The following is a 25,899-nucleotide window of genomic DNA, read 5'->3' as shown; positions in this document are numbered from 1 at the left end:
CCCTCGCGCCCGGACTGTTCGCCGCGCCGGCTACATGGCCGGTTGCGGCCACGCTTCTCCCCTCCCGCAAGCGGGAGGGGTTGGGGGTGGGCCAGCCGCGGTGAGCTCTTGCCCACCCCGCTGCGCTTGCGCAACGGGGCAGCCGACCACGCCATTTCGGCTTTTCATGCCGATCTGGATCGCATGGCAGCAAACGACCCCGAAGCCGCCGTCTCCGCCTCCTCAACCCGTTCGCATCGAGCGAAGTCGAGATGCCCCTCGGGCCGGGCGCCGCATCGATGGGTGTCTCGACTTCGCGCGACACGAACGGAAAAGGAGGTGCGTCGGCTAGCGAGCGGTTGCGACCGGAAGTTGACCTATCCATCATCGTCACCCCGGACTTGATCCGGGGTCCCGCTTGAGATCGAAGGCGATCCGCGCCTCAAAAGAGCGGGATCCCGGATCAAGTCCTGGATGACGAAGGAGGGCAACGTCCGCTTGCCCCCCAAAGTCGCCGTTCACCACCGATTTGGATTGAATGGCAGGAAACGACCGATTGCGGACATTGGTGTAACGGGGCACACTCACACCATGCTTGATCACCGTTCTCCAAATTTTCTGTGGCTTGTGGCGGGAATAGCACTCACGCTGAGTGTAGGCGCGCGGCTCCTATTTGACGAAACTCCAGTGGCATGGGCGCTGTTCATCATTGCATTTGCTGCGGGTGTCGAAGCGTCGACATCTCAGGCAGCAGCGCGAATTGGGGCACTGTATTTTGATCAGGACAGCGACGACGTCGAGCGACGGGCATTCAGCCCACTCGGGGCATTGTTCCGATGCGGCTATCTAGGTTGTTTCGGCGCCGCGGCTGTGCTCTTAGGCAGCGGCGGTTACAATCTCTTGCGGGACAATTTCTGGGTAGCCGCGTTCATCCTTGGGCCCATTCTAGTCTATTACCTCTGGGCAGGGACGAGCTACTTCAAATCGATCTCTCACCTAGCTCGTCGAGAAAGTTGGCAGCGTCAAAAATTACGCGGCTGATGTCCGCTTTCCACCCCAAAACCGGCCTTCCGCCGATCGGGAAACCGCGCCGTTCAGGCCGCGACGCCGAGCGGCGCGGCGGTGCCGGGCAGTGGATCGCCCGGTACAAAGGTCAGCGCGCGGACGAACTGCGCCGTGCATCCCGCCCAGCTATAGCGGGCGCCGAGCGCCGCGGCGTCGGCGCGGTCGCAGGCCAGCGCCCGGGCGATGGCATGGCCCAGTTTTTCGTCGAGCGCGCCGGCGCCGCCGGTCACGATATCGCCCGGTCCCGGTACCGGATAGGCGGCGACCGGGGTTCCGCACGACAGCGCCTCGATCACCACCAGCCCGAATGTGTCGGTGCGGCTGGGAAACACGAAAACATCGGCCCCGGCATAGGCGGCGGCAAGATCGTCACCGCCCAGCTTGCCCAGAAAGACGGCGCCGGGATGGCGGGCGCGAAGCGCGGCCAGCGCCGGGCCGTCGCCGACCACCACCTTGGTTCCCGGATGCGCGGTGTCCAGAAAGGCGCCGATATTCTTCTCGACCGCGACGCGCCCGACATAAAGCTGGATGGGGCGGGGCAGGTCCGCAAGGGCGGGGTGGGCGGCACGGTCGGGGCGAAACAGGGCGTGATCGACGCCGCGTTCCCACATCATCGTCTGCGGCAGGCCCTGTTCGGCCAGCTCGCGTGCCAGGCTGCGCGTTGCGACCATGATATGCTGCGCCGGGCGGTGGAACCACCGGATGAAACGCCACACCAGCGCGGGCGGGACGGGCAGGCGCGCCGCGACATATTCGGGAAAGCGCGTGTGATAGGCGGTGGTAAAGGGAAAGCGGTTGCGCAAGCACCAGCGCCGCGCCGCCAGGCCCAGCGGTCCCTCGGTCGATATATGGATCGCCTGCGGGGCAAAGGCGGCGATATGCCGCCCGACGCTGCGCGCGCCGGCCAGCGCGAGGCGGATTTCGCCATAGGTGGGGCAGGGGACCGACCGGAACAGGCCGGGCGAAATCACCGCGACCTCATGCCCCGCCACGCGCAGTTCGGCGAGCGTCGCCTGCAGCGTGCGGACCACCCCATTGACCTGCGGTTCCCAGGCGTCGCTGACGATCAATATCTTCATGCCGTCCGGCCCCTCACGCGGCCCGCGCCGACGCGGCGAGCGCGATGGGGGCCGGGGCGTCGCGCGCCGCGACCTCGTCGGCCCAGTGCAGGATTTCCATGCGCCCGTCGTGATGCTCGACCAGCGCGGTGCATCCTTCGACCCAGTCGCCGTCATTATAATAATCGACGCCGTCGATCGCGCGCATTTCGGCGCTGTGGATGTGCCCGCACACCACCCCGTCGACCCCGCGCGATCGCGCGGCGTGCGCGACGACCTCTTCGTAACGGCCGATGAACTGGACCGCATTCTTGACCTTGTGCTTGGCGACCATCGACAGCGACCAATAGGGCAGACCCAATTTGCTGCGCACCGCATTGACCAGCACATTGGCCTTCATCAACGCGGTGTAGGCGGCGTCGCCGACGAAGGCCAGCCAGCGGTGCGCCAGCATCACCGCGTCGAATTCATCGCCGTGGACGACCAGCAACCGGCGTCCGGTGGCGGTTTCGTGGATTGCCTCGCGCCGGATCTGGACGCCGCCGAAATCGAAACCGTCGAACGGCTTGACCATCTCGTCATGATTGCCGGGGACATAGATGACGCGCTCGCCGCGCTTGGCGCGCTTCAGCACCCGCCACACGACGTCATTGTGTTCAGGCGGCCAGAAATGCCGTTTCTTGAGCCGCCAGCCGTCGATGATGTCGCCGACCAGATACAGCGTCTCGCAATCGACATGGTCGAGAAAGTCGATCAGCAGCGCGGCGTTGCACCCGCGGGTTCCCAGATGGACGTCGCTGACCCAGACGGCGCGATAGCTGCGGCGCTCGCCGATCACCCGTTCGGGCACATGCGGCTTGGTCGTATAGGGGTCGGGAAAGCGGGCGGGGATGGGCAGGGTCGAAATCGAGGCCATGTCGCACTCCGTAGGCAGCCTTGGGCTGCCCACGGCCTAGACACGCGAAATGTTACAGCGTTCGATTCAAAGCCGCGACAATTTGAAGAAAGTTTCGCGGCGCTTCGGTGACGGTCGGGGCGGTCGCTCGTCCGGACCGGGGCGGACCGGGACGAAGGGGTCGCGGCAATCCAGGCAGCGCGAACCGCCCTGGATTGCTTCGCGGCGCTTGCCATGATGCGCCAGGCTGCGGGTCAGGCCCGCCGGATCACCAGATTGCGGATTTCGCTCATATCCTCCATCGCGAAACGAATGCCCTCGCGGCCGAGGCCCGAATCCTTCACCCCGCCATAGGGCATGTTGTCGACGCGATAGGACGACACGTCGTTGACGACGATGCCCCCGACGTCGAGATGGTCCCACGCCTCCAGAACCTTGTGGATGTCGCGCGTGAAGATGCCGGCTTGCAGGCCGAACTTGCTGTCGTTGACCTCGGCCAGCGCGGCGTCCCATTCGCTGAACTTCGACAGCACGACGACGGGGCCGAAGGCTTCCTCGACCACCACATCGGCGTCGCGGGGAACATTTTCCAGCAGCGCCGCCTCCAGCATATTGCCCGCGCAGCCGCCGCCCGCGAGCAGGGTCGCGCCCCCGGCGACCGCGGCGTCGATCCATCCCTTCAGCCGTGCCGCTTCCTTGGCGGAGATCATCGGACCGATAAAGGTTTCGCGATGCTTGGGATCGCCCGATTTCAGTGTCTTGACCTTTGCGCTCAGCATGTCGCGAAAACGGTCGTACACCTCGGCATGGATGATCACGCGCTGGACGTGGATGCAGCTTTGCCCCGACTGATAATAACCACCAAAGACGATGCGGGCGAGCGCATGATCGAGGTCGGCGTCCTTGTCGACGATGACCGCGGCGTTGCCGCCAAGCTCCAGCACGACCTTCTTCTTTCCCGCCTTGGCCTTCAAATCCCAGCCGACCCCCGGCGATCCGGTAAAGGACAGCAGCTTCAACCGTTCATCGGTGGTGAACAGGTCGGCGCCGTCGCGGCTCGCGGGCAGGATGCTGAACGCGCCTTCGGGCAGGATATCGCATTCGGCGAGTATCTCGCCCATGATGATCGCGCCGAGCGGGGTCATCGACGCGGGCTTCATGACAAAGGGACAGCCGATCGCGATCGCGGGCGCGATCTTGTGCGCGGCCAGGTTCAAGGGAAAGTTGAAGGGAGAGATAAAGCTGCACGGGCCGATCGGCACCCGCTTCCACATCCCCATATATCCCTTCGCCCGCGCCGAAATGTCGAGCGGCTGGATTTCGCCATAATTGCGCACCGCTTCCTCGGCGGCGATGCGAAACGTATCGATCAGCCGGCTGACCTCGCCCTCGGCATCGGCGATCGGCTTGCCCGCCTCGATGCACAGCGCATAGGCCAGCTCGTCGAAACGCTCGCGGAAACGGGCGACGCAATGGTTCAGCACATCCTGTTTTTCAAAACTCGCGAGCCGCGCCATCGGCTCGGCGGCCCGCACGGCGCCCGCAATGGCTTCGTCGATGACGTCGGGGGTCGCAAGCGCGGTGCGGAACGCGACCTCGCCGGTGAACTTGTCGGTGACGGCCAGGTCGGCGTTCGGCTGGGCCGCCTTGTTGTTGAGATAGAGCGGATAGACGGACTTGAGTGTCATTCGATTTCTCCCCCCTCCCGCTAGCGGAAGGGGTTGGGGGTGGGCCGGCAACAGCGCGGATGGCCCGCCCCGTCGCGACTGGCGAGCGAACGCGCCGCTCTTGCTTCCCCTTCCGTGGGCGGAAGGGGAAATCGGGCTTACAGCTCCTTCGACAACGCCTTGATGTCGATGTTCAAAATCTGGTCATTCTCCGAATAGTCCACTGGACAATCTATCAGGTGTACGCCCGGCGTGTCGCGGGTATGCGCCAGCAATTCGGCCAGATGCGCCGCGCTCGTCACGCGGTGGCCGTGCGCGCCATAGCTTTCGGCATATTTGACGAAATCGGGGTTGCCATAGGTCAGCCCCCAATCCTTGAACCCCATGTTCGCCTGTTTCCAGCGGATCATGCCATAGCTGTTGTCGTTCAGGATCAGCACGGTGATGTTGAGCCCCAGGCGCACCGCGGTCTCCATCTCCTGGCTGTTCATCATGAAACCGCCGTCGCCGCAGATCGCCATGACCTTGCGCTCGGGGTACAGCATCGCCGACATCATCGCGCTGGGCAGCCCGGCGCCCATCGTCGCCAGCGCATTGTCGAGCAGCACCGTGTTCGGGCGATAGGCGGTGTAACCGCGCGCGAACCAGATTTTATAGACGCCATTGTCGAGACAGATGATCCCGTCGTCGGGCATGGCGTCGCGCACCTGTTGCACCAGATGCGGCGGAAAGATCGGAAAGCGCGCATCCTCTGCCAGCGGCGCGGTGTGATCGACCTCGGCCCTGCGATAGGCCAGCAGATGGTCGAATTTCCATCCACCGTTGGGGACGATATCCTCCTTGATCTGCCAGATCGCGTTGGCGATGTCGCCGATCACTTCGATATCGGGGAAATAAACGGGATCGACCTCGGCGGTCTTGGTCGAAACATGGATCACCGTCGGGCCGCCCTGTTTCATGAAAAAGGGCGGCTTTTCGATCACGTCATGCCCGACATTGACGATACAGTCGGACGCCTCGACCGCGCGGTGGACGAAATCGCCCGCGCTCAGGGCGGCACAGCCCAGGAATTTGGGGTGGCGTTCGTCGATCACCCCCTTGCCGAGCTGGGTGGTCAAAAAGGGGATGCCGGTCTTTTCGATGAATTGCAGCAGCATCCGGCTGGTCATCGTCCGGTTGGCGCCCGCGCCGATCACCAGTACCGGGCATTTGGCCTTTTCCAGCGCCTTCACCGCCTCGCGCACCGATTTTACATCGGCGGTCGGGCGGCGCGAAAGGCTGCGTTTCAGCGGCGTCGATTCGGTATGTTCGTCGGCGATATCCTCGGGCAGTTCGATGTGCACGGCGCCCGGCTTTTCCTCTTCGGCCAGACGAAAGGCCTCGCGCACGCGGCTCGGAATATTGTCCGAACTCGCCATCTGGTGGGTATATTTGGTGATCGGCGACATCATCGAACAGACGTCCAGAATCTGGAACCGGCCCTGTTTCGATTTCTTGATCGGCTTTTGCCCGGTGATCATCATCATCGGCATCCCGCCGAGCTGCGCATAGGCGGCGGCGGTGACGAAATTGGTCGCGCCGGGGCCTAGCGTCGCCAGGCACACGCCGGTCTTTCCGGTGTGCCGGCCATAGGTCGCGGCCATAAAGCCCGCCCCCTGTTCGTGGCGTGTCAGGATCAGCTTGATCTTCGTCGACCGCGACAGGCTGTCCAGGAAATCCAGATTCTCCTCGCCCGGCACGCCGAAAATATACTCGACGCCTTCTTCTTCCAGGCAGTCGATGAACAGGTCGGATGCTTTTTTCATGCAAAGTCGCCCCTCTGCTTGCGCGCCATCATGGCACGGCCCCAGAATATGCCGGCGACCCTCGGCATAGTTTCGCGCAGCGCTCCCCGTCGTCAGGCCGCGAGTCCCTGCTGCACGGGGGCGGTTGTAACGAGGGGGGCGGGGGTTGTCACCCGTCGGGGTGCGGGGGCGGGATTCAGCGCCGGTCGATCCACATGTCGCTGTCGATCCGTCCGACGACCGGGGTTCCGGCCGGAATCTCGGCGCTGCGCCCGGTCGCGACAAAGGGCAGGGCGATGAAGGCGACGGCGGTTGCGGCGGCATCACCAGCATCGCTCTTGCCGCGCGCTTCCAGCGACCCGTGGATGCGCGCCGGTCCGCCGGGCAACTCGACATAGAGCAAGCGGACGTCGATCTTGCCCGACCGGCCAAAGGTGTTTCGCTTGTCGACCCGCGACAGCTCGGCGACGACCGTGGCACCGGCGGGTATCGCAACGCTGTCACCGGACAGGACCGGCGTGGCGACCGACAGGAACAACAGGTCGCCCTTCACGTTGCGCTTGCTCGACACCGCGTCGCGGGTGACGAGTTCGATCGCGCTGCCGCCGGGAATCTTCAACCGATCGGCCGATGCCTCGACGACCGGGGACGGGGGCAGGGTGGACGGGGGCAGGGGGGACGGCGGCGGCGGGCCCGCCGTCTGGGCGCCGCCGACCAGCAGCAGCGCGAGAAACGCCGTCATTGACCGGCGGTCGCGGGCATGGCGATCGCCGTATCCTGTTCGACAAATCCGGTCATCAGTTCGCCCGCCTTGATCTTCGCATTATTGCCCTTGGCGAACAGGCCGAGCGGCCCGAGGGCAAGGACGCCGAGTACGGTTTCGCCCGTGCCGCCCGCGCCCTTGGCGCTGTTGGTCCCGTTTACCGGAACCTGTACGTCCTTCGCCTCGACATAAAGCAGCCGGGCCGAAAGCTTGCCGGACTTGCCGACATTGCCGCTCGATTCGGCATCGGTCACTTCGCCCCAACCGGTCGCGCCCACCGGAATGGCGATATGACCGTCGATGACGACGGGGCGATCGACACGCAGCTTGAAACGATGGCCGGGGCCATGGGTCTTGGTGGTCACTTCGGACAGCACCATGAAATGAACCGGCGTGTCGCGCGGCACCAACAGCGTGGCCGGCGCGGCATCGATCGCGGTTTGGGTTTCGATTTCGGGGGGCGGCGCCGTTTCCGTTTCGGCCGATGGTGCGGTTTTGGCCGTCGGCGCTACCGTGTCGGCGGCGGGATCGACCTGTGCCGTTGCTGCCAGCACGGCCGCCGTCAGAACGCCCGAAAACACCATCATATTTCCCCCGTTTCCCCGCGCCGACATAGGCCATGAAATATCGGGAATGCCAAGTCGAATTTCAGTTGACGGCGATAATTTTCGCGACGAATTAATCGGCTTCATTTGGGGGAGCAGACAGAAATGCGTATGAACACTTTTCTGGCCGCGACACTGGCAGTCGCGGCGGTGACGACACCTGCCTATGCCAAGAAAAAGGACGTCGCTCATGTGATGGTGAACGAAGAGATGGGGGTTCCCGTCTTTCCGCACGACATCACGGAAAAGCCCTACAGGATCGTCGGCGTGGTGACGGCCGGGGTGCGCAAGGCGACGATTTTCAGCAAGGAACCGTCGCAGAAGAAAATCTATGCCGAACTTTGGGAACGCGGTGAAAAGCTTGATGCCGATGCGGTGATCGGCGCCAAATATGGCGACAGTCACATGACGGCGTTCAGCTGGGGCAGCACGACCGCTGGCGGCGTTGCGATCAAGTTTCTGACCGATGCCGAAATCGCGGCGGGGGAAAAGGGCGATACGCTGGAGGGTTTCGATCCCGCGGCCTGGACCGGCAAGAAAATCTGATCCCGACCGACGGGGCGCGAAGGGAGCGGCGATTGTCGCTCCCTTTGTCGTTCCATGCCCCCTTCAATCGCTCGCGCAGCGCCCGCCGCTCAATCGATGTCGAACAGGCTCGCCAATTGTTCGACCATCGTGCCGCCCAGTTGCTCGGCATCCATGATCGTCACCGCGCGGCTGTAATAGCGCGTGACGTCGTGGCCGATGCCGATCGCGCACAGCTCGACCGGCGACCGGTTCTCGATCCATTCGATCACCTGGCGCAAATGCTGGTCCAGATACGCGCCGTGGTTGACCGACAGGGTGCTGTCGTCGACCGGGGCGCCGTCCGAAATCACCATCAGGATGCGGCGTTCTTCGGGGCGATTGGCGATACGGTGGTGCGCCCACATCAGCGCCTCGCCGTCGATATTTTCCTTCAGCAACCCCTCGCGCATCATCAGCCCCAGCGACTTGCGCGCCCGGCGATAGGGTTCGTCGGCGGGTTTGTAGATGATGTGGCGAAGATCGTTGAGGCGGCCGGGGTGGGCGGGGCGCCCGGCGGCGAGCCAATCCTCACGGCTTTGGCCGCCCTTCCAGGTGCGCGTCGTAAAACCCAATATCTCGGTCTTCACGCCGCAACGCTCCAGCGTCCGGGCCAGGATGTCGGCGCTGATCGCGGCGATGCTGATCGGGCGTCCGCGCATCGAACCCGAATTGTCGATCAGCAGGGTGACGACGGTGTCGCGAAAATCGGTGTCGCGTTCGATCTTGTAGCTCAGCGATTGGCCGGGCGACACGATCACCCGCGCCAGCCGCGCGGCGTCGAGTTGGCCTTCCTCCTGGTCGAAATCCCACGCCCGGTTCTGCTGCGCCATCAGGCGGCGTTGCAACCGGTTGGCCAGCTTCGTCACCGCGCCCTGCAGATGCGCCATCTGCTGGTCGAGGTAAAAGCGCAGCCGCGCCAGTTCGTCGGCGTCGCACAAATCGGTCGCGGCGATGATCTCGTCATGCTTCTCGGTGAAGCGGACATAGTTGAAATCGGGAACATCGGTCGGCAGGCGGTTGGGGCGCACCGGCAACATGCCCTCGTCGCCTTCGCCGCCCATTTCGGGTTCGCCGTCGGCTTCCATTTCCTGCGCATCGGGGTCGCTGTCGCCGTCGTCGGCCTGGTCGCCCGCCATTTCGGCGCGTGCGTCGACCTGGCTTTCGCCGGTGCCGCCGTCCTCGCTTTCCTGTTCCTCGGCGCTTTCCTCTGCCTCGGTTTCATCCTCGTCGCCGCCGTCCTCGGCGCCTTCTTCCATCGGCTCGTCGCCGACGATCAGGTCCAGGTGGCGCAGCGCTAGCCTGGCGGTCTCGGCAAAGGCGGCCTGGTCGTCGAGCAGCATGGCCATCGCGTCGAGGTCGGTTCCGGCGTCCTTGCTGATCCATTCGCGGACCAGCGACAGGCCGGTTTCGGTGCCCTGCGGCGGCTTTTCGCCGGTCAGCGCCTCGCGCAGCATCAACTCCAGCGCGCTCGACACCGGGACATCGTCGCGGCTCTGCGCGCGGCTGATCGGGTCGGACCGCATCCGCATCGTCAGTGCGGCGCCCAGATTGTCGCGCATTCCCGCCATGTTGCGCGCGCCCAGTGCTTCGATCCGCGCGCGTTCCATCGCATCGAATGCGGCGGCGGCGACCGGTTCGGCGGGGCGGCCCGCGGCGTGCAGCGCCTCGCTGTGATGCTTCATGCGCAGCGCATAGCTGTCGGCAAAGCCGCGCGCTTCGGCGACCTGCTCGGCGGGCAGGGTGCGCGACGGGGTCGGGACCTTGATCTGCTTTCCGATACGCGCCGGGGCGTCGGCGGTGAAACCGACCTCGACCTCGGCATCGCGGGTGACGGCGCGCGCCACGCTCGACAGGGCGGCCTTGAAATCGTCGAGGGGGGACTGAGCGGACATGAAAGGGGCTGTAAACGGCTTTGCGGCGGGAAGAAAGATGGTCGGCAAACTTAGCGATGCTCGCTTGACGTGAACGGAAGGCAGGCGCATCGGCGGTCCATGGCCTCTCCCCCCATCTCCTCCATGAAGAAACCATGGATCGTCATCGCCTGCGCCGCGTTCATCGTGACCGTCGCGCTCGGCGTCCGCCAGAGCTTCGGCTTGTTCCTGCCGCAGATGAGCGCCGACATCGGCATCAGCCGGTCCGATTTCGGATTGGCGATGGCGCTCCAGAATCTTCTCTTCGGGCTGGTCCAGCCCTTCGTCGGTGCGCTGGCCGACAAGCATGGCGCGGGGCGCGTCGTGTTCTTCGGGGCGCTGCTCTATGCCGCCGGGCTGGGCGGCGCGGCGCTTGCCACCGATGCGGCGGGGCTGCACGTCAGTTTCGGCCTGCTGATCGGCATGGCCCAGTCGGCGACCACCTTTGTCGTCGTGCTCGGCGCGGTCGGTCGGGTCGTCCGCCCCGAACAGCGCAGCAGCGCCTTCGGCATCGTTACGGCGGGCGGGTCGCTGGGACAGTTTCTGGTCGTCCCCGCCGCCTCGCGCCTGCTCGGGACCATCGGCTATCATGAAACCTTGTGGATCATGGCGGCGGCGGTGGCGCTCAGCGGGTTGTTGGCGATCGGGGTCGCGGGGCGCGGCACGGGCGCGGGCGCGGGCGCGGTCGAATCGGATGACCAGAGCGTTGCCGACGCGCTGCGCGAAGCGGCGGCGCATCGCGGCTATTGGCTGCTCAACATCGGCTTTTTCGTCTGCGGTTTTCACATCGCCTTCATCGCGACGCACCTTCCCGCCTATCTCGATGACAAGGGGCTGGGGATTGAAATCGGCGCCCAGGTGCTGGCGCTCGTCGGCCTGTTCAACATTTTCGGTTCCTATGTGTTCGGCCGCCTTGGCGACATGATGCGCCAGAAATATGTGCTGTCGGTGCTCTATGTCGCGCGGTCGGCGGTGATCCTGCTGTTCCTGGCGCTGCCGCTGACCCATGCCAGCGCGCTGGCCTTTGCCGCCGCCATGGGCTTTCTGTGGCTCGGCACCGTGCCGCTGACCAGCGGCATCGTCGGGCGGATCTTCGGCATCCGCTATCTGTCGATGCTCTATGGCGTGGTGTTCCTCAGCCACCAGATCGGCAGCTTTTTCGGGGCCTGGATGGCGGGGGTGATCTTCGACGCGACGGGCAGCTATGATATCGCGTGGGGCATATCGATCGCGCTCGGCCTGCTTGCGGGGATCGTCCACCTGCCGATCGCCGATGCGCCGGTCAAAAGGCTGCGTCCGGCGTGAAGCGGCTCCAGCGCCAGGATGCGGTCGCGCTTGTGCTGTTCCTGCTCGTTGCGGTCGGCGGTCTGTGGCTGTGGCGGGGCGAGGGGCCGGTCGTCTGGCTGACCGATTTCGCCATCATGTGCGGATTTATCTGACGCCGTTCGTCATCCGCCGGGCCGGATATCCTAGCCTTTTTCGTCATCCCCCGCATCGGGGGTGCGGCCGCAGATGCGGTCATTGTCGGGCTTTGGGTCGGCGGGGTCGGGGGCCAGCCGGAACACATGCGCCAGATGGGTGGCGACACGGCCGGGCCGCGTTTTCTGGCCGGCGATTGCGTCGATGAAGTCACGGCACGCGGGCGCGCTGCGCAGGAAGTTGCTGTGCCCTGTCGACCCGCGCGACACGTCGGTCGTGTCGATCACCGTCAGGCCGGGGATGGCGGCGGGGTAACAGCGGGCGGGCAGGCCCTTCGCCTCCAGCGCGGCCGCCTCGAACGGGTTGAAGCAATAGGGGGAACCGAGCCGCGGATAACCGTGCAGGGTGCGCGACACCGACAGCGCGCGGTCGTTCAGCGAGGCATAGACGGTGATGTGGCGGCCAAGCGCAACGCGGTCCGGCGCCAATATATCGCCCCCGATGTCGCGTTCGAATGTTTCGCGGTCGATGTCGGGAGAGGCGAGGATGATCGTCGAAATATTGCCGGTGCGGTCGGCGCGCCGCGACAAACGGTCGGCCGACGCGATGGCGGGAAGCGCCAGCCGCGCGCCCAGCGAATGGGCGACGATGACAATCTCCTTCACCCAGGGGCGGTCGGCAAGCGTGCGCAGGAAGTCGCGGAAATTGCGCACGTCATGATACATGTTGGTTTCGTCGGCGGCATATTTCAGCACATCCCCCTGCGAGGGCCAGCTATATTCGATCACCGGGCCGTCGAAACCGGTCATCCGCGCCATCTGGGCGGCGTCCTTCGACGTCGATTCAAAGCTTTCCCGATATCCGTGGACGTACAGCAGCACCCGGCCCTGCCGGCGGTCGGTTTCGGCCTGCAACGCCTGCCACCAGTCGCCTTCGTCCATCAGCGCCAGCGGCGCGCGAAACTTCGTCTTGCCGCCGACGTCGATGTCGCGGGGCGCGGCAAAGCGACCCTGGCGCACCCGGTCGCCGCGATGGCTGAGCAGGCGGATGTCGGCGCTGCGGCAATCGGGCAGGCGGCTGGTGACGAAAAAATGCGGCAGTGCCGCCGGGTCGGCCGGTGCGCCCGGTTGCGGGGTGCAGCGCGGATCGGCGACATAGTCGGGGTGGCGGACCTTGCCATAATCGACCGCCGAAATGCATCCGGCGAGCGGGATCGCCGCCAGCACCGACAGCCAGGGGCGCCATCGGCGCGCGGCCGCCAGCAGGGGACGTCGCGGCGATGATCCGGGCAGGGGGCGGGTCGCGGGTGTCAGGCCGGCACTCCGGGAAAGGGGGCGCGGCGGCGCGCGATGGGCGTTGGCCGAACAATGCGGCCTGGCGAACGCCCTTGTCAATGCCGCCGCGCCCATTCGCTGGCGCCGCCCGGTCAGCGCGGGATATAGATGGGGATATAGGATGTGCGCGTGGTGGTCGTCAGGCCATAGGTGCCCTCGGGAAAACCGCGCGCAACATCGACCTCTATCTTCCCGCTCGCCGGATCATAGCTTTTGACGGTGAAGATCGTGCCCATCAACGCCACCTCCTGGGGCAGCGACTTGATGTCCACCTTGCGGCGGACATTGTCGAATGCCAGCCGTGCGCCGCTTTCGATGACGTGCAGGTCGAAACTAATGTGTCCGCCGACCATCCCGGTTTTGCCGCGATAGATGATCCGCGCCAGGCTTTCGCCCGCCATCACGTCGTTCATCGCGACCTTATAGGCGGTCGGGGTGATCGCCGTGGGCGCGACATCTTCGGCCCGTTTGACGCCCGACAGGATGGCCTGGTCGAAGGCCGCGTCATTCTCGCTGTCGATCAGGCATATCTGGGTGGCGTTCCCGGTGCGGTTGAGCAGCGACGACGCCCCCAGCGTGGACAGGGCGGTCAGCGCCTTGACCGCATTCATCTTTTCATTGCCGCAAAAGACGGCGGCCGCCTTCGGGACCAGCGATGCCGATTTGCCATAGAGCGTGGCTCCGGCGAACTGGTCGCCGGGAACAAAGCTGAAATCCTTGCCCGCCAGCCGGGCCTCGACCGGCGCGTCCAGCCGGGCGGCCTTGCGAAATCCGACCGGGGTTTCGAACATCACCGCGTCGGGTGCGAACTCTGCGGCGCCCAGCGTCGCCGGGGCCCCCTTGTGGGGCAGAAAGGCCTTGCTGGACAGGTTGACGCTATAATGCGGCGCCGAACAGCCCGATGCCAAAAGTAAAATCGCGGCGAATGCGGTTTGTTTCTTCATAAAATCCCCCCGGTTCATGTAACCGGGATAGATATTATGATTTTGACACGACGCTTTCCACTAAATCTTCGCCGAATACGCGCTGATAATATTCGGCGACGATCATCCGTTCGGCCTCGTCGCACTTGTTGAGGAACGACAGGCGGAACGCAAAGCCCAGGCTGTTGAAGATCGCGGCATTCTGCGCCCAGCTGATCACCGTGCGGGGCGACATGACGGTCGAGATGTCGCCGTTGATAAAGCCCTGGCGGGTCAGGTCGGCGACCTTGACCATATTGGCGACCGTCGTGTCGTCGGTGCCCGGCACCTTGGCGAGGATGATCGCGCTTTCGGTCGCGGCGGGCAGATAGTTCAGCGTGACGACGATGTTCCAGCGGTCCATCTGGCCCTGGTTGATCTGCTGCGTGCCGTGATACAGCCCGCTGGTGTCGCCCAGGCCGACGGTGTTGGCGGTCGCGAACAGGCGGAAATGCGGGTTGGGACGGATGACGCGATTCTGGTCGAGCAGGGTCAGCTTGCCTTCGGTTTCCAGCACGCGCTGGATCACGAACATCACGTCGGGGCGGCCCGCGTCATATTCGTCGAACACCAGCGCGGTCGGCGTCTGCAGCGCCCAGGGCAACAGGCCTTCGCGAAATTCGGTGACTTGCTGTCCGTCCTTCAGCACGATCGCGTCGCGACCGACCAGGTCGATGCGGCTGATATGCGCGTCCAGGTTGACGCGGATGCACGGCCATTTCAGGCGGGCGGCGACCTGTTCGATATGGGTCGATTTGCCGGTGCCATGATATCCCTGCACCATGACGCGGCGGTTGTATTTGAACCCGGCCAGGATCGCGAGCGTGGTGTCGCCGTCAAAGACATAGGCGGGGTCCAGGTCGGGAACGCGCTCGTCGGCCTCGCTGAACGCCGGGACCTTCATGTCGATATTGACGCCAAAGACTTCGCGCGCATCGACCTCGGTATCGGGCGCGGCAAGCAGCGTCGAGCCGTGGTGATCGGGAAGGCTGTTGGGGATATCGGTCATCATCGCGTCCATCATGTCATGTTCGTCATGCCGATCTGTTTCAGCATCCATGGCCCGGCTTGTCTTTTGGCGCCGCGCTGGCGGAAAGGTCGGGCCATGGACCCCGAAACAGGTTCAGGGTGACGAGGGAGATAGAGTCGGTGCGTTCCCACCGACCGTCCGAGCGCGGTATCGCTGTCCGTTTCGGCTTGCAACGCCTTATTCAGAGGATGCCCAGCGCGCGCAGCACCGACGATTGGTCGTAATAGGGGCGTTCGCACAGGATCTTGTCGCTGCCGGGGGCGAATTCGAAACTGGCCGCCATGCGGATACGGAACGACTTGCCGGTGGGTTCGACGGTCCGCACGCCCAGCTTCAACGGACCCAGATGCGTCCCGGTCAGCCAGAATTCGACCAATATCATATTGTTTTCGGTGTCGGCCGCGATCGCGATGATCTCGTTCGCCTGATCGGGAAAGGGTTCGCGCGATGCGGCGAAATAGGATCGCACCGCCGTCTCGCCGTCGAAAATGGTGCCGGGGCCCAGCAATTCGTAACGGGGATGGTCGAACGTCGCGATGACGCCGTCCCAGTCGTGGGTGATTTCCAGCGCCATGTGGCGTTTCACCGTTTCGATCCGCCGTGCGTCGAGTTCGCTCATGTCCCGCTCCCTATGCGAAGGCCCGTGTCTTCCTCAAAAGCTGATAGGCCGAAACCACTTCGCCCAATCTTGCCTCAAAACTGCGGTCGCCGCCATTGCGGTCGGGATGATATTGGCGGACCAGTTCGCTGTATCGGCGGCGCAGCGCCGAACGGTCGGCGTCGGGGCCGAGGTTCATCAGCTTCAGCGCGCGATGCTCCTCGCGGGTAAAGCGGGGATCGGCGGCTTCGCGCCGGGCCTCGTCCATGCGCTGACGGAACCGCGCGCCCAGCGCGTCCATCGGGTCCTTGAAATCGGCCCAGCGCGGCGGCAGGTCGGCGCTGCCCGCGGGGCGAAAGCTGCGGCTTTCGGTTTCCCATCCCGCGGTCGGCGACTGCGCGGCCATGATCTGGTCGGCGTTCATCCCTTCAAAGAAATTATAGCCCGCGTTGAATTCGCGAACATGGTCCAGGCACAACCAGCGATAGGGCGGCGGCCCGTCGGGCGAACGATGCGCCGACGCGGGCGCGCGAAATTCGCCGGCTTCCCTGCAACCGGGGACGGCGCACGGGGCCTCGCGGGGGACGCGGCCGTGGAATCGGTTGGGGCGGGCAGAGGACGACAAAACGGGCTTTCGGGATCGAGCGGGGGGTGCGTGGGGGCTCTTACCATTTGGTGCGCAAAAGCCTATGGTCAACCCATGTCTGAAAATCAGCCCATACATAATACCATACAAAAGCCCGCCGCCGGGCCGGTCCAGCGCGAGATGGAAACGATGCTGCGCGCCGCCTTTCCGGACGCGGATTTCACGCTCGATAACGACAGCGCGAAACATCACGGCCACGCCGGCGACGACGGCAGCGGCGAATCGCATTTCAGCCTGACGATCGAATGGGCTGGCTTTGCGGGCCAGAACCGCGTCGCGCGCCAGCGCGCGGTGAACAAGGCGCTGGGCGACCTGCCCGGACAGCGCGTCCACGCCCTCGCGATCAAGGCGACGGCGCCGGGGGAATAGGGTGGTGGCGGAGCATCGCATCTTTTCGACCAGCTTCGCCAGCGTCTATCCCCATTATGTCGCCAAGGCCGAGCGCAAGGGGCGCACGAGGGCCGAAGTCGATGAAATCATCTGCTGGCTGACCGGCTACGACCCGCTGCAACTGGACGCGGTGATCGCGGCGGGAACCGACTTTCGCGGCTTTTTCACGGCGGCTCCGGCGATGAATGGCGCGCGCGACCAGATACGGGGCGTCGTCTGCGGTGTCCGCGTCGAAACGGTGGACGATCCGCTGATGCGCGAGATCCGTTATCTCGACAAGCTGATCGACGAACTTGCGAAGGGAAAGGCGATGGACAGCATATTGCGGACCGCAACGGCATGACGATCGACAAGGTCAATCTGGCGCAGGCTTTCGCCACCATCCCCGACGCATGGAACCCGCGCGTCGCGGGCGACATCAACGATTTCCAGGTCAAGCTGGTGAAACTCGAAGGGAAATTCGACTGGCATCACCATGACATCGAGGACGAATTGTTTCTCGTCGTCGCCGGGCGGATGAAGATGGGGCTTCGGACCGGCGACGTAATCGTCGGACCGGGCGAATTCATCATCGTCCCCCACGGCACCGAACATTGTCCAGAGGCGCTGGACGGCGAATGCCAGGTGCTGCTCCTCGAACCGGGTTCGACGCTCAACACCGGCAATGTCGAAACCGACCGGACGCGCCGCGCGCTCGACCGGATCGCCTGATGTTTACCACGATCACGCCCTCGACCCACGATATCGGCGCTTTTGACGTTCGGCGGACCTTGCCGGACAAGGCGCGCACGATGGTTGGCCCCTTCATCTTCGTCGACCAGTTCGGCCCGGCGCATTTCGACATCGGACAGGGCATGGACGTGCGGCCGCATCCGCACATCAGCCTTGCGACCGTCACCTATTTGTTCGAAGGCGCGATCGAGCATCGCGACAGCCTGGGGACCCGCGCGACGATCCGCCCCGGCGCGTGCAATCTGATGACCGCAGGGCGCGGCATCGTCCATTCGGAACGCACCCCCGCGGCCGAGCGCGCGACCGGATCACCCATTTCGGGGATGCAAACGTGGCTCGCGCTGCCCGACGGCAAGGAGGAGATCGCCCCGGCGTTCGAACATGTCGCAAAGGATGACCTGCCGCTGGTCGAGGATGGCGGTGTGTCGGCGCGGGTCATCATGGGCAGCCTTTGGGGCCGGACCTCGCCGATTACCCAGCATGCCGCGACCATCTATGCCGACATATTGATGAATGCGGGGGCCAGCGTCCCGATCGAGGCCGACGCCGACGAACGCGCGGTGCTGGTGGCGCTGGGCGATGCCAGCCTCGATGGCGAGCGGCTCGAACGCTACAGCCTCTATATCTTGAAACCGGGGCAGGCGATGACGCTGCGCGCGACCAGCGATGCGCGCGTCATGCTGCTGGGCGGAGAGGCGTTTTCGACTCCGCGCCATCTGTGGTGGAATTTCGTCAGTTCCTCGCGCGATCGCATCAACCAGGCGAAACACAACTGGAAAGACGGCCAATTCCCCCTCGTCCCCGGCGACAGCGACGAATTCATTCCGCTGCCCGAGGCGCTGAAAAGGCCGGACTAGCTCCGATTTCACTGACACTCTTGTCAGCGGGGCGGTTTGTCGCCACTCTCGTTGCGAAACGAAACCAAAGGAGTGGATGGCGATGGACGATTTCGAACTGCGGCGGGTGACGCTGTCGACCGGGGTGGAAATCGATACCGTCGACATAGGGCCGCGCGATGCGCCGGTCCTGATCTTTCTGCACGGCTTTCCCGAATCGCATCGTACCTGGCGCCACCAGCTTCCCCATTTTGCCAGGCGCTTTCGCTGTATTGCCCCCGATCAGCGCGGCTATCGCGGTTCGTCAAAGCCGCAACAGGTCGACGCCTATACCCCCGACAAGCTGATCGCCGACATATTCGCGCTCGCCGATGCGCTCGATGTGCGGGACTTTACGATCGTGGGTCATGACTGGGGCGGTGCGATCGCCTGGGGCATCGCGCTTGGCGGCCAGCCGGGCGGGCTGCATCCCGACTGGGCCGGGCGCGTCACCCGCGCGGTGATTGCCAATGCGCCGCATCCGGGCCTGTTCCAACGGCTGCTCGCGACCGATCCGCAACAACGGGCGTCGAGCCAGTATATCCGTGTTTTCCGCGACCCCGCGAGCGACGCGATCATCGAGGCGCATGGGATTGCGGGGCTGCTCGCCCATGCGTTCGCCGACCGCGTGCCGAGCGGCGGGCTACAACCGTCCGACGAGATCGGCCGGTTGCTCAAGGATTGGGAGGACCGGGACGCCTGCCGCGCGATGATCAACTGGTATCGCGCCTCGCCGATCGACGTTCCGGCGATGACCGACGCTTTCGCACCGCTTCCGGCCGCGCCCTTTCCCCTGCTTGGCATTCCGACGCTGGTGATCTGGGCGCTCGACGACACCGCGCTGCCGCCGTGCAATCTTGACGGGATCGAAGAACTGGTCCCCAATGCCACCATTGTGACGGTGCCGGGGTGCGGGCATTTCGTGCCGTGGGAGGCGCCCGACCAAGTCAACGCGGCGATGGATGCCTTTCTGGAAGGGGGAGGCGTCCACGCCTGAGTCGGTGGGGGGCGAATGGAAAACAGGACCGCGGCATTGCGCCGCACGCGCGGGGATGCGCCCCGGCCAGGTCCGCGGTTTCCAGCGCATCCTTATTCTGCGGGCGGCTTCGGCGGCTATCGGCTGGGGTCGAGAAGGCAACCGCTGGCGCCAGCGAAGCGCGCGCTGCGCGAGGCGAGCAGCGGGACGCTGCCCGTCACCGTCCTGGTTGCCGGATCCTCGCTCAGCGACACGATTTCCATCCCGGGTTCGAAATCGCTCTGGCAGCTTTCGAGGCTGCGCCCCTGCACATAGCGGCAGGAACAGCCGATGCGCGCGGCATAGGCCGATCCGAGTTCGGCCTGCGCCTTGAAGGATGGGAATTTCCAGATCAGGAACCCGGTCAGCAATACCGCGAGCACGAGCGCCCAGGGCAGGCACCCGCCCCAACGCGGGGCGTTCCGCTTTCGCCCGCGCAGCCGGGCAGGCACCTCGGGCTTTTCGGGCGACGGGGCGCCGTTGTCGGGGCCGGGCGCCGCCGCCGACGGGTCCGGCGTTGCCGATGCGGGCGGGTTGGTGTTAGTCACATCACCATGATCACGAAAAAAGCCATGCTGGCAAGTGCCGCGCTCGCCGCGCTCTGCGGCTGGTCGCTGACCCAGGCGGCGGGACAGGGCAGTATTGCGCCGCCCGCACCCCGTCCGGACCTTGGCGCCGCGCCCGATCATGCCGTGACGCCGGATACCCTGCCGCTGCTTCCCGCGCTCGATCCGGCGATCAAGGGCAAGGCCGACGCGCTGTTCGCCGATGCCGATGAGGTGGGACAGACGCGCGCGCTTTTTGTGCTGCGTGACGGAGAGCCCATTTACGAGCGCTATGCGCCGGGTTTCGGGCCGGAGACAAAGCTGATCAGCTGGTCGATGGCCAAGAGCATCACGGCGGTACTGATCGGCTTTCTCGTGTCCGACGGGCGCTTGTCGCTCGACGGGCCGGCGCCCGTCGCGGCATGGCAGCGCAGCGGCGATCCGCGCGGCGCGATCACCTTGCGGCAATTGCTGCACATGTCGGCGGGGCTCGAACATGTCGAAGCCGGCGATCCGGTGTGGGATGGCGACACGGTCGATATGCTGTTCGGGGCGGCGGCACAGGATATGGCGGGGTTTGCGGAGGCCAAGCCCGCCGTCGCGCGGCCTGGCGAGCTGTTCAACTACAGCTCGGCGACCAGCGTGATTCTGGCCGACATTCTGGCCGACACGCTGACCCCGTCGCGCCATGCGGAGGCCCGGCGCGAGGCGGTTCGCGAATTCATCGACGGGCGCCTTGTCGAACCGCTCGGCATGACCAGCCTGACCCCGGAATTCGACGCCAGGGGAACGATGATCGGCGGATCGATCATGCACGCGACCGCGCGCGACTATGCCCGGTTCGGCGAGTTTCTGCGCCGTCACGGCGTCGTGGACGGCCAGCGTCTGCTTCCCGAAAGCTGGATGCGCTTCATGCTGTCGTCGTCGGCGAACGATGCGGCCTATGGTGGCCACATATGGCTCAACCGTCCTGGCTCGCCGGGGGAACCGGTGGCGCTATGGCCCGACCGCGGGCCGAACGACCTGTTCGCCTGCATCGGGCATCAGGGGCAGTATATCATCGTCTCGCCGTCCCAGCGCGTGACGATCGTGCGGCTGGGCGTCACCCGTGACGAACAGTTTCCCGCGCTGCGCCGCCGCCTCGCCGACCTCACGCAGGCGCTATAGCAGGAACTCGCCGGTCAGCGTCGTAACGCACGCACCCGACAGCTCGACCCGGTCGCCGTCCAGGCGGCATGCCAGATGTCCGCCGCGCGCGCTCGCCTGATAGGCGGAAAAATGATCGCGCTGCAACCGCGCCGCCCAATATGGTGCCAGGACGCAATGCGCCGATCCCGTCACCGGGTCTTCGTCGATGCCCGCGCCCGGAACGAACACGCGGCTGACGATATCGGCGCCTGACGGGTCGCCGTCGCCGGGGGCCGTCGCGATATAGGCGATGTCGCCTCCGGCGCGCAGGGCACGGAAATCGGGTTCCAGGGCCCGAACCGCAGCGGCGTCGCGATAGACGATCAACGCATATCCATCATCGCGCCAACAGGTTTCGGCGATGTCGCCGCCCAAGGCTTTTGCAATGCTTGGCAAGGATTTTGGCGTGGCCGGATAGGCGGGCAAGGACATGCGGTAACGATCTTCGTCATCGTCTCCGGCCCGCGCGACGCGCAGGATTCCGGCCTTGCGGGTGCGAAAGACCATTTCGTTGCGCCACGGCGCGGCCGACAGCAGGACGTGGCCGCTGGCCAGCGTGGCATGGCCGCACAGGGCAACCTCCATCCCCGGCGTGAACCAGCGCAGCTCATAATCGGCCGCGTCGCTTTCGTCGGGAACCAGAAAGGCGGTTTCGGACAGATTGTTTTCCGCCGCCATCGCCTGCAACAGATCGTCGCTCAGCCATTCATCAAGGGGCATGACCGCCGCCGGATTGCCCGAAAAAGCGCGGTCGGCAAAAGCGTCGACGCGCGTGACGGGAAAGCGGCGCCAGCTCATGGAAACAGGAATCCGCTGGTCCAGCCCTCACCCTCGCGGGTAAAGACGGTGCGTTCGTGCAGCCGGTGGGCACGATCCTGCCAGAATTCGATGCGTTCGGGCGTCACGCGCCAGCCCGACCAGCGCGGCGGGCGGGGGACGTCCTGACCTTCGAATTTCGTCTGCATCGCATCGAAACGGGCCTCGAAAGTGGCGCGGCTGTCCAGCGGGCGCGACTGGTCGCTGGCCCATGCACCCAATTGGCTGTCGCGGCTGCGCGACGCGAAATAGGCGTCGGCGGTTGCCTCATCGACCGGCGATACCGGGCCCTCGATCCGGATCTGGCGGCGCAGCGATTTCCAGTGAAACAACAGGGCGACATGCGGATTGGCGGCCAGTTCGCCGCCCTTTCGGCTGTCGAGATTGGTGTAAAAGACGAACCCGTCGGGGCCGTGCCCCTTCAACAGCACCATGCGCACCGAAGGCCGGCCATCGGGCGTCGTGGTGGCAAGGGCCATCGCATTGCTGTCATTTGGCTCGCTTGCGCGCGCTTCGGCGTACCAGCTGTCGAACAAGGCGAAGGGTTGGTTCATGCTCATGGCCGCACTCATAATGCGCCGCGCGGTCGCGGTCGAGCGAAAGCGGAGCCGGAACGGGAACTTGACCCGCGCCGCGGGGATATCCACATGAGCGCGCAATCGGGCCTTCACGGCCCATGCGAAATCGGGCTACAGAAGAGTTATGGCAGATCCCTATTCCACCCTGGGCGTGGCGAAAAGCGCGAGCGAGGCCGAGATCAAATCGGCGTATCGCAAGCTGGCAAAGGAATTGCACCCCGACCGGAACAAGGACAATCCGAAGGCGGCGGAACGCTTTTCCGATGTGACCAAGGCCTATGACCTGCTGTCCGACAAGACGAAGCGGGCGCAGTTCGACCGCGGAGAGATTGACGGCGACGGCAATCCGGCCATGCCCTATGGCTATGGTGGCGGGTTTCGCGGCGATCCGCGCGCCAGCCAGGGCGGCTTCGGCGGCGAAGGGGCCGATTTCGGCGACATTTTCGAAGGGTTGTTTGGTCGCGGTGGGGGTGGCGGCGGAAATCCCTTTGGCGGCTTCGGCGGGCGCAGCGCTCCCCCGGCAAAGGGTGCGAACGTCGCCTATCGGCTGGCGGTCAATTTCGTCGATGCCGCGACCCAGGCGCCGCAACGCATCACACTGGCCGATGGCGGGACCATCGATCTCAAACTTCCGGCCGGGGTCGAAACCGGCACGCAGATGCGGCTGGCCGGCAAGGGACAGGCGGGGCCGGGCGGTCATGGCGACGGGATCGTCACGATCACCGTGCGCGATCACCCCTTTTTCGTGCGCGAGGGCGCCCATATTCGCCTCGACCTGCCGATTACCCTGACCGAGGCGGTCAAGGGCGCAAAGATCAAGGTGCCGACCGTCGACGGGCCCGTGATGCTGTCGATCCCCGCCGGGTCCAGCTCGGGCAAGGTGATGCGGCTCAAGGGCAAGGGCTTTTCGCAAAAGGGCGGCGGGCGCGGTGACCAGCTTGTTCGCTTGATGGTCGATATTCCGGCCGATGATGCCGATCTCGCCAAGTTGATCGAGGCGTGGGCCGACGGTCGCGCGGTGCGGGCGGACCTTGGCGTGTGATGCGTGGCTGATCGCTTCGAGCAGCAAGCGGCCGATGCGCTGGCGCGCGAGGTAGCCGCCGAAGTCGATCAGGAATATCTGGCCGAAGGGCATTCGCCCCATTCCCCCGAGGCACGTGCCGAACGCGAAAAGCGGATCAAGCTGCGTGGGCGGGCGCAGGGTTTGCTCGATCGCAGCCGGGAAAGAATCGGTCCTGGAACCCGGCTGTTCCGCGTGCTGCGGCGCGTCGTTGTGGGCACCTATACCGACGGCTTCATTCACGCCGGAAACCTCGCCTATCTGGCGTTGATCGCCCTGTTTCCCTTTTTCATCCTGCTCGCCGCGGTGCTCAGCCTCGTGGGCGGCAGCATCGGCGGAGAGGAAGCGGTCGAGGCGGTGTTTTCGACCATGCCGCCGTCGGTCGCGGGGGCACTCGCCGAACCGATCCGCGAGGTGATGAACGCGCGGACCGGTCCCTTTTTGTGGTTGGGCGCGCTCGTCGCGCTGTGGACGGTGGGCAATCTCATCGAAACGATCCGCGATATTCTGCGGCGCGCCTATGGCACCCATTTCAGCCGGGGCTTCTTTCACTATCGCTTGCTGTCGATCGGGATCGTGACGGGCGCGGTGGTGCTGATGCTGTTGTCGTTCAGTATGCAGGTGCTGATCGTCGGGGTCGAACAATTCGTCAGCCGCGTCCTGCCCCAGGCATATCAGGCGGCCGGGGTCGTCGCCATTTCGCGGGGCGTGTCGGGGGTGGGGCTGTTCGTCGCGATCTATTTCCTCTTCCTGTCGCTGACCCCGTCGAAATATCGCGGGCGGCAATTCCCCAAATGGCCGGGGGCGCTTTTCACCACCTTGTGGTGGATCGGGGTCACTCTGGCGCTGCCGCCTTTGCTTGCGGGCCTTTTCCGCTATGACGCCACTTATGGCAGCCTGGCGGGCGTCATGATCGCGCTCTTCTTTTTCTACCTCGTCGGATTGGGTATGGTGATGGGTGCCGAACTCAACGCCGCGCTCGTCGAGGTTGAGGATTTGGGACATGACGCTATGGGGCGCTCGGACGACACTTTGGTCGAAAACAAGAAAGCCGGAGAAACGGAATGACGGGTCTGATGAAGGGCAAGCGCGGATTGATCATGGGCCTTGCCAATGACAAGTCGCTCGCCTGGGGCATTGCCAGGGCGCTGCATGCGCAAGGGGCAGAGCTGGCGATCAGCTATCAGGGCGATGTGATGCTGAAACGGGTCAAGCCGCTGGCCGATCAGCTGGGCTGCGATTTCCTGATCGACTGCGACGTCGGCGACATGGACAATCTGGATGCGGCGTTCGCGACGCTGGCCGCGCGCTGGCCGACGATCGATTTCGTCGTCCACGCCATCGGCTATACCAACAAGGAAGCGTTGCGGGGCAAATATGCCGATGTGACGCTCGACGATTTCCTGATGACGATGAACATCAGCGTGTACAGCTTTACCGCCGTCGCCCGGCGCGCGGCAGAGATGATGACGCCCTTCGATCCCGAAACGGGGGCCGGCGGCGGATCGCTGCTGACGCTGTCCTACTATGGCGCTGAAAAGGTGATCCCGCACTATAACGTCATGGGGGTCGCGAAATCGGCGCTCGAAACCAGCGTCAAATATCTCGCCAACGACTATGGCCCGCAAGGGGTGCGCGTGAACGCGATTTCGGCGGGACCGATCAAGACGCTGGCCGCCTCGGGTATCGGCGATTTCCGCCTTATACTTAAATGGAACGAAAATAACGCCCCCCTACGCCGCAACGTCACCATCGACGATGTCGGCGGTTCGGCGCTTTATTTGCTCAGTGACCTGTCGGCGGGCGTGACCGGTGAAACCCATCATGTCGATGCGGGCTATCACACCGTCGGGATGAAGCAGGAAGACGCACCGGACATCACGCTTGCCTGATCCGCTTTGCATCCGGCCTGCTGCGGCGACCGATGATGCAGCGATTCAGGCGCTGATCCGCACGGCCTTTGCGGCGACCGAATATGGGCATCAGGGCGAGGCGGAACTGGTCCACCGGCTTGCCGACGATGGCGATGTGCTGCTGTCGCTTGTTGCGGAGCGCGATCGGGCGATCGTGGGGCATGTATTGTTCAGCCGCATGGACGTTGAAGCCGACGGCGTTTCGCTGTCCGGTGCCGGGTTGGGGCCGGTGGCCACTGCGCCGGATGTGCAGGGGCAGGGGATTGGCGGTTCGCTGATCCGCGCCGGCCTTCAGACGCTGCGCGAGCGGGGAATCGCGATCAGCTTTGTCCTGGGGCATCAGGACTATTATCCGCGCTTCGGCTATGTCCCCGAACTTGCGGCGCGATTTACCTCGCCCTTTGCAGGACCGTATTTCATGGCCATGATGCTGGACAGCGGCGCGGCTTGGCCGCAAGGCGGCCGCGCAGATTACGCACCGGCATTCGGCCGATTGGGGTAAGTG

29 protein-coding genes are annotated in these 25,899 nt (G+C 64.9%); 14 read left to right on the top strand and 15 right to left on the bottom strand.

Going from position 1 to position 25,899, the window contains the following annotated elements; translation table 11 throughout:
• The first annotated feature begins 453 nt into the window (after positions 1 to 453).
• Positions 454 to 1,020, top strand: a complete 567-nt coding sequence (locus U0S50_RS17100) for a hypothetical protein (protein WP_322309886.1) — start codon at positions 454 to 456, stop codon at positions 1,018 to 1,020.
• A gap of 53 nt (positions 1,021 to 1,073) precedes the next feature.
• Here the strand turns inward: U0S50_RS17100 and U0S50_RS17095 are convergent, their stop codons facing one another.
• The 6 genes from U0S50_RS17095 to U0S50_RS17070 all read right to left on the bottom strand — a co-directional run bounded on the left by U0S50_RS17095 (position 1,074) and on the right by U0S50_RS17070 (position 7,798).
• Entirely contained in the window at positions 1,074 to 2,123 is a 1,050-nt protein-coding gene (locus tag U0S50_RS17095) for a glycosyltransferase family 1 protein (protein ID WP_322309885.1), read from the bottom strand.
• A gap of 13 nt (positions 2,124 to 2,136) precedes the next feature.
• Positions 2,137 to 3,018, bottom strand: a complete 882-nt coding sequence (locus U0S50_RS17090; RefSeq protein ID WP_322309884.1) for a UDP-2,3-diacylglucosamine diphosphatase — start codon at positions 3,016 to 3,018, stop codon at positions 2,137 to 2,139.
• Between the two features lie 233 nt (positions 3,019 to 3,251).
• On the bottom strand, positions 3,252 to 4,685 hold the full coding sequence (locus tag U0S50_RS17085) for an aldehyde dehydrogenase family protein (RefSeq protein ID WP_322309883.1): 1,434 nt from the start codon (positions 4,683 to 4,685) through the stop codon (positions 3,252 to 3,254).
• Positions 4,686 to 4,822: 137 nt separating this feature from the next.
• Entirely contained in the window at positions 4,823 to 6,469 is a 1,647-nt protein-coding gene (locus tag U0S50_RS17080; RefSeq protein ID WP_322309882.1) for an acetolactate synthase large subunit, read from the bottom strand.
• Between the two features lie 175 nt (positions 6,470 to 6,644).
• Positions 6,645 to 7,190: a hypothetical protein gene (locus U0S50_RS17075; protein ID WP_322309881.1), complete on the bottom strand. Its 546-nt coding sequence runs from the start codon at positions 7,188 to 7,190 to the stop codon at positions 6,645 to 6,647.
• Positions 7,187 to 7,798, bottom strand: coding sequence for a hypothetical protein (locus U0S50_RS17070; RefSeq protein WP_322309880.1), 612 nt, complete (start codon positions 7,796 to 7,798; stop codon positions 7,187 to 7,189). Before U0S50_RS17070 ends, U0S50_RS17075 begins: the two co-directional genes overlap by 4 nt.
• A 123-nt stretch (positions 7,799 to 7,921) precedes the next feature.
• On the opposite strand from U0S50_RS17070, the gene U0S50_RS17065 reads away from it, so the two are divergent.
• A complete protein-coding gene (locus tag U0S50_RS17065; RefSeq protein ID WP_322309879.1) occupies positions 7,922 to 8,362 on the top strand; it encodes a hypothetical protein in 441 nt (146 codons plus the stop codon).
• Positions 8,363 to 8,451: 89 nt separating this feature from the next.
• On the opposite strand, the gene cobT is transcribed toward U0S50_RS17065, so the two are convergent.
• Positions 8,452 to 10,275 carry a cobaltochelatase subunit CobT gene (gene cobT, locus U0S50_RS17060; protein WP_322309878.1) on the bottom strand — a complete coding sequence of 608 codons (1,824 nt, stop codon included), beginning with the start codon at positions 10,273 to 10,275 and terminating at the stop codon, positions 8,452 to 8,454.
• A gap of 123 nt (positions 10,276 to 10,398) precedes the next feature.
• Here cobT and U0S50_RS17055 point away from each other — a divergent pair, with 123 nt between their 5' ends.
• Together U0S50_RS17055 and U0S50_RS17050 are read left to right on the top strand one after the other, a co-directional pair.
• A complete protein-coding gene (locus U0S50_RS17055) occupies positions 10,399 to 11,598 on the top strand; it encodes an MFS transporter (protein WP_322309877.1) in 1,200 nt (399 codons plus the stop codon).
• Positions 11,595 to 11,732, top strand: a complete 138-nt coding sequence (locus U0S50_RS17050; protein WP_322309876.1) for a hypothetical protein — start codon at positions 11,595 to 11,597, stop codon at positions 11,730 to 11,732. The genes U0S50_RS17055 and U0S50_RS17050 overlap by 4 nt, the downstream gene beginning before the upstream one ends.
• 30 nt (positions 11,733 to 11,762) lie before the next feature.
• On the opposite strand, the gene U0S50_RS17045 is transcribed toward U0S50_RS17050, so the two are convergent.
• The 5 genes from U0S50_RS17045 to U0S50_RS17025 all read right to left on the bottom strand — a co-directional run bounded on the left by U0S50_RS17045 (position 11,763) and on the right by U0S50_RS17025 (position 16,261).
• Positions 11,763 to 12,938, bottom strand: coding sequence for an alpha/beta hydrolase (locus U0S50_RS17045; RefSeq protein ID WP_322309875.1), 1,176 nt, complete (start codon positions 12,936 to 12,938; stop codon positions 11,763 to 11,765).
• Positions 12,939 to 13,138: 200 nt separating this feature from the next.
• Positions 13,139 to 13,990: a hypothetical protein gene (locus U0S50_RS17040; RefSeq protein ID WP_322309874.1), complete on the bottom strand. Its 852-nt coding sequence runs from the start codon at positions 13,988 to 13,990 to the stop codon at positions 13,139 to 13,141.
• A gap of 34 nt (positions 13,991 to 14,024) precedes the next feature.
• Positions 14,025 to 15,017, bottom strand: a complete 993-nt coding sequence (gene cobS, locus U0S50_RS17035) for a cobaltochelatase subunit CobS (RefSeq protein WP_322309917.1) — start codon at positions 15,015 to 15,017, stop codon at positions 14,025 to 14,027.
• 202 nt (positions 15,018 to 15,219) lie between these two features.
• Positions 15,220 to 15,657, bottom strand: a complete 438-nt coding sequence (locus U0S50_RS17030) for a nuclear transport factor 2 family protein (protein ID WP_322309873.1) — start codon at positions 15,655 to 15,657, stop codon at positions 15,220 to 15,222.
• A 10-nt stretch (positions 15,658 to 15,667) separates the two neighbouring features.
• Positions 15,668 to 16,261 (bottom strand): J domain-containing protein, encoded by a 594-nt coding sequence (locus U0S50_RS17025; protein ID WP_322309872.1) that lies wholly within the window; start codon positions 16,259 to 16,261, stop codon positions 15,668 to 15,670.
• Positions 16,262 to 16,336: 75 nt separating this feature from the next.
• Between U0S50_RS17025 and U0S50_RS17020 the strand changes: the two genes are divergently transcribed.
• From U0S50_RS17020 to U0S50_RS17000, 5 genes are all read left to right on the top strand, one after another.
• Positions 16,337 to 16,651 (top strand): BolA family protein, encoded by a 315-nt coding sequence (locus U0S50_RS17020; protein WP_416195009.1) that lies wholly within the window; start codon positions 16,337 to 16,339, stop codon positions 16,649 to 16,651.
• A 4-nt stretch (positions 16,652 to 16,655) separates the two neighbouring features.
• Positions 16,656 to 17,015: a DUF2200 domain-containing protein gene (locus U0S50_RS17015; RefSeq protein ID WP_322309871.1), complete on the top strand. Its 360-nt coding sequence runs from the start codon at positions 16,656 to 16,658 to the stop codon at positions 17,013 to 17,015.
• Complete coding sequence (locus tag U0S50_RS17010) at positions 17,012 to 17,383, top strand: cupin domain-containing protein (RefSeq protein WP_322309870.1); 372 nt, start codon at positions 17,012 to 17,014, stop codon at positions 17,381 to 17,383. Before U0S50_RS17015 ends, U0S50_RS17010 begins: the two co-directional genes overlap by 4 nt.
• Positions 17,383 to 18,261 (top strand): pirin family protein, encoded by an 879-nt coding sequence (locus U0S50_RS17005; protein ID WP_322309869.1) that lies wholly within the window; start codon positions 17,383 to 17,385, stop codon positions 18,259 to 18,261. The genes U0S50_RS17010 and U0S50_RS17005 overlap by 1 nt, the downstream gene beginning before the upstream one ends.
• Before the next feature lie 82 nt (positions 18,262 to 18,343).
• Positions 18,344 to 19,276, top strand: a complete 933-nt coding sequence (locus U0S50_RS17000; RefSeq protein WP_322309868.1) for an alpha/beta hydrolase — start codon at positions 18,344 to 18,346, stop codon at positions 19,274 to 19,276.
• 116 nt (positions 19,277 to 19,392) lie between these two features.
• On the opposite strand, the gene U0S50_RS16995 is transcribed toward U0S50_RS17000, so the two are convergent.
• Complete coding sequence (locus U0S50_RS16995; RefSeq protein ID WP_322309867.1) at positions 19,393 to 19,842, bottom strand: hypothetical protein; 450 nt, start codon at positions 19,840 to 19,842, stop codon at positions 19,393 to 19,395.
• Between the two features lie 6 nt (positions 19,843 to 19,848).
• On the opposite strand from U0S50_RS16995, the gene U0S50_RS16990 reads away from it, so the two are divergent.
• Positions 19,849 to 21,006, top strand: a complete 1,158-nt coding sequence (locus U0S50_RS16990; protein WP_322309866.1) for a serine hydrolase — start codon at positions 19,849 to 19,851, stop codon at positions 21,004 to 21,006.
• Here the strand turns inward: U0S50_RS16990 and U0S50_RS16985 are convergent.
• The gene (locus tag U0S50_RS16985) at positions 21,001 to 21,825 is read right to left on the bottom strand and encodes a PhzF family phenazine biosynthesis protein (RefSeq protein ID WP_322309865.1); all 825 of its coding nucleotides are present in this window, start codon (positions 21,823 to 21,825) and stop codon (positions 21,001 to 21,003) included. The genes U0S50_RS16990 and U0S50_RS16985 overlap by 6 nt on opposite strands.
• Positions 21,822 to 22,397, bottom strand: a complete 576-nt coding sequence (pdxH, locus tag U0S50_RS16980; RefSeq protein ID WP_322309915.1) for a pyridoxamine 5'-phosphate oxidase — start codon at positions 22,395 to 22,397, stop codon at positions 21,822 to 21,824. Before pdxH ends, U0S50_RS16985 begins: the two co-directional genes overlap by 4 nt.
• Before the next feature lie 148 nt (positions 22,398 to 22,545).
• Between pdxH and U0S50_RS16975 the strand changes: the two genes are divergently transcribed.
• Genes U0S50_RS16975 through U0S50_RS16960 form a run of 4 tightly spaced genes read left to right on the top strand, consistent with a single transcriptional unit; the run spans position 22,546 to position 25,896 of the window.
• Entirely contained in the window at positions 22,546 to 23,463 is a 918-nt protein-coding gene (locus U0S50_RS16975; RefSeq protein ID WP_322309864.1) for a DnaJ C-terminal domain-containing protein, read from the top strand.
• 3 nt (positions 23,464 to 23,466) lie between these two features.
• Positions 23,467 to 24,549, top strand: a complete 1,083-nt coding sequence (locus U0S50_RS16970) for a YihY/virulence factor BrkB family protein (RefSeq protein ID WP_322309863.1) — start codon at positions 23,467 to 23,469, stop codon at positions 24,547 to 24,549.
• Entirely contained in the window at positions 24,546 to 25,373 is an 828-nt protein-coding gene (locus tag U0S50_RS16965; RefSeq protein WP_322309862.1) for an SDR family oxidoreductase, read from the top strand. The genes U0S50_RS16970 and U0S50_RS16965 overlap by 4 nt, the downstream gene beginning before the upstream one ends.
• Complete coding sequence (locus U0S50_RS16960; RefSeq protein ID WP_322309861.1) at positions 25,366 to 25,896, top strand: N-acetyltransferase; 531 nt, start codon at positions 25,366 to 25,368, stop codon at positions 25,894 to 25,896. Before U0S50_RS16965 ends, U0S50_RS16960 begins: the two co-directional genes overlap by 8 nt.
• Positions 25,897 to 25,899 lie beyond the last annotated feature (3 nt).

It is taken from the genome of Sphingopyxis sp., from assembly GCF_034380315.1.
Lineage (GTDB): Bacteria > Pseudomonadota > Alphaproteobacteria > Sphingomonadales > Sphingomonadaceae > Sphingopyxis.
Note: the sequence above shows the minus strand (reverse complement) of the source record. Positions and strands in the feature narration are given on the sequence as shown.

Excerpts from the sequence above, each read along its gene's own strand:
- U0S50_RS17100 (WP_322309886.1), top strand. The coding sequence starts at position 454 with ATGACGAAGGAGGGCAACGTCCGCTTGCCCCCCAAAGTCGCCGTTCAC.
- U0S50_RS17095 (WP_322309885.1), bottom strand. The coding sequence starts at position 2,123 with ATGAAGATATTGATCGTCAGCGACGCCTGGGAACCGCAGGTCAATGGG.
- U0S50_RS17090 (WP_322309884.1), bottom strand. The coding sequence starts at position 3,018 with ATGGCCTCGATTTCGACCCTGCCCATCCCCGCCCGCTTTCCCGACCCC.
- U0S50_RS17085 (WP_322309883.1), bottom strand. The coding sequence starts at position 4,685 with ATGACACTCAAGTCCGTCTATCCGCTCTATCTCAACAACAAGGCGGCC.
- U0S50_RS17080 (WP_322309882.1), bottom strand. The coding sequence starts at position 6,469 with ATGAAAAAAGCATCCGACCTGTTCATCGACTGCCTGGAAGAAGAAGGC.
- U0S50_RS17075 (WP_322309881.1), bottom strand. The coding sequence starts at position 7,190 with ATGACGGCGTTTCTCGCGCTGCTGCTGGTCGGCGGCGCCCAGACGGCG.
- U0S50_RS17070 (WP_322309880.1), bottom strand. The coding sequence starts at position 7,798 with ATGATGGTGTTTTCGGGCGTTCTGACGGCGGCCGTGCTGGCAGCAACG.
- U0S50_RS17065 (WP_322309879.1), top strand. The coding sequence starts at position 7,922 with ATGCGTATGAACACTTTTCTGGCCGCGACACTGGCAGTCGCGGCGGTG.
- cobT (WP_322309878.1), bottom strand. The coding sequence starts at position 10,275 with ATGTCCGCTCAGTCCCCCCTCGACGATTTCAAGGCCGCCCTGTCGAGC.
- U0S50_RS17055 (WP_322309877.1), top strand. The coding sequence starts at position 10,399 with ATGAAGAAACCATGGATCGTCATCGCCTGCGCCGCGTTCATCGTGACC.
- U0S50_RS17040 (WP_322309874.1), bottom strand. The coding sequence starts at position 13,990 with ATGAAGAAACAAACCGCATTCGCCGCGATTTTACTTTTGGCATCGGGC.
- cobS (WP_322309917.1), bottom strand. The coding sequence starts at position 15,017 with ATGACCGATATCCCCAACAGCCTTCCCGATCACCACGGCTCGACGCTG.
- U0S50_RS17030 (WP_322309873.1), bottom strand. The coding sequence starts at position 15,657 with ATGAGCGAACTCGACGCACGGCGGATCGAAACGGTGAAACGCCACATG.
- U0S50_RS17020 (WP_416195009.1), top strand. The coding sequence starts at position 16,337 with ATGTCTGAAAATCAGCCCATACATAATACCATACAAAAGCCCGCCGCC.
- U0S50_RS17010 (WP_322309870.1), top strand. The coding sequence starts at position 17,012 with ATGACGATCGACAAGGTCAATCTGGCGCAGGCTTTCGCCACCATCCCC.
- U0S50_RS17005 (WP_322309869.1), top strand. The coding sequence starts at position 17,383 with ATGTTTACCACGATCACGCCCTCGACCCACGATATCGGCGCTTTTGAC.
- U0S50_RS17000 (WP_322309868.1), top strand. The coding sequence starts at position 18,344 with ATGGACGATTTCGAACTGCGGCGGGTGACGCTGTCGACCGGGGTGGAA.
- U0S50_RS16990 (WP_322309866.1), top strand. The coding sequence starts at position 19,849 with ATGATCACGAAAAAAGCCATGCTGGCAAGTGCCGCGCTCGCCGCGCTC.
- U0S50_RS16985 (WP_322309865.1), bottom strand. The coding sequence starts at position 21,825 with ATGAGCTGGCGCCGCTTTCCCGTCACGCGCGTCGACGCTTTTGCCGAC.
- pdxH (WP_322309915.1), bottom strand. The coding sequence starts at position 22,397 with ATGAACCAACCCTTCGCCTTGTTCGACAGCTGGTACGCCGAAGCGCGC.
- U0S50_RS16975 (WP_322309864.1), top strand. The coding sequence starts at position 22,546 with ATGGCAGATCCCTATTCCACCCTGGGCGTGGCGAAAAGCGCGAGCGAG.
- U0S50_RS16965 (WP_322309862.1), top strand. The coding sequence starts at position 24,546 with ATGACGGGTCTGATGAAGGGCAAGCGCGGATTGATCATGGGCCTTGCC.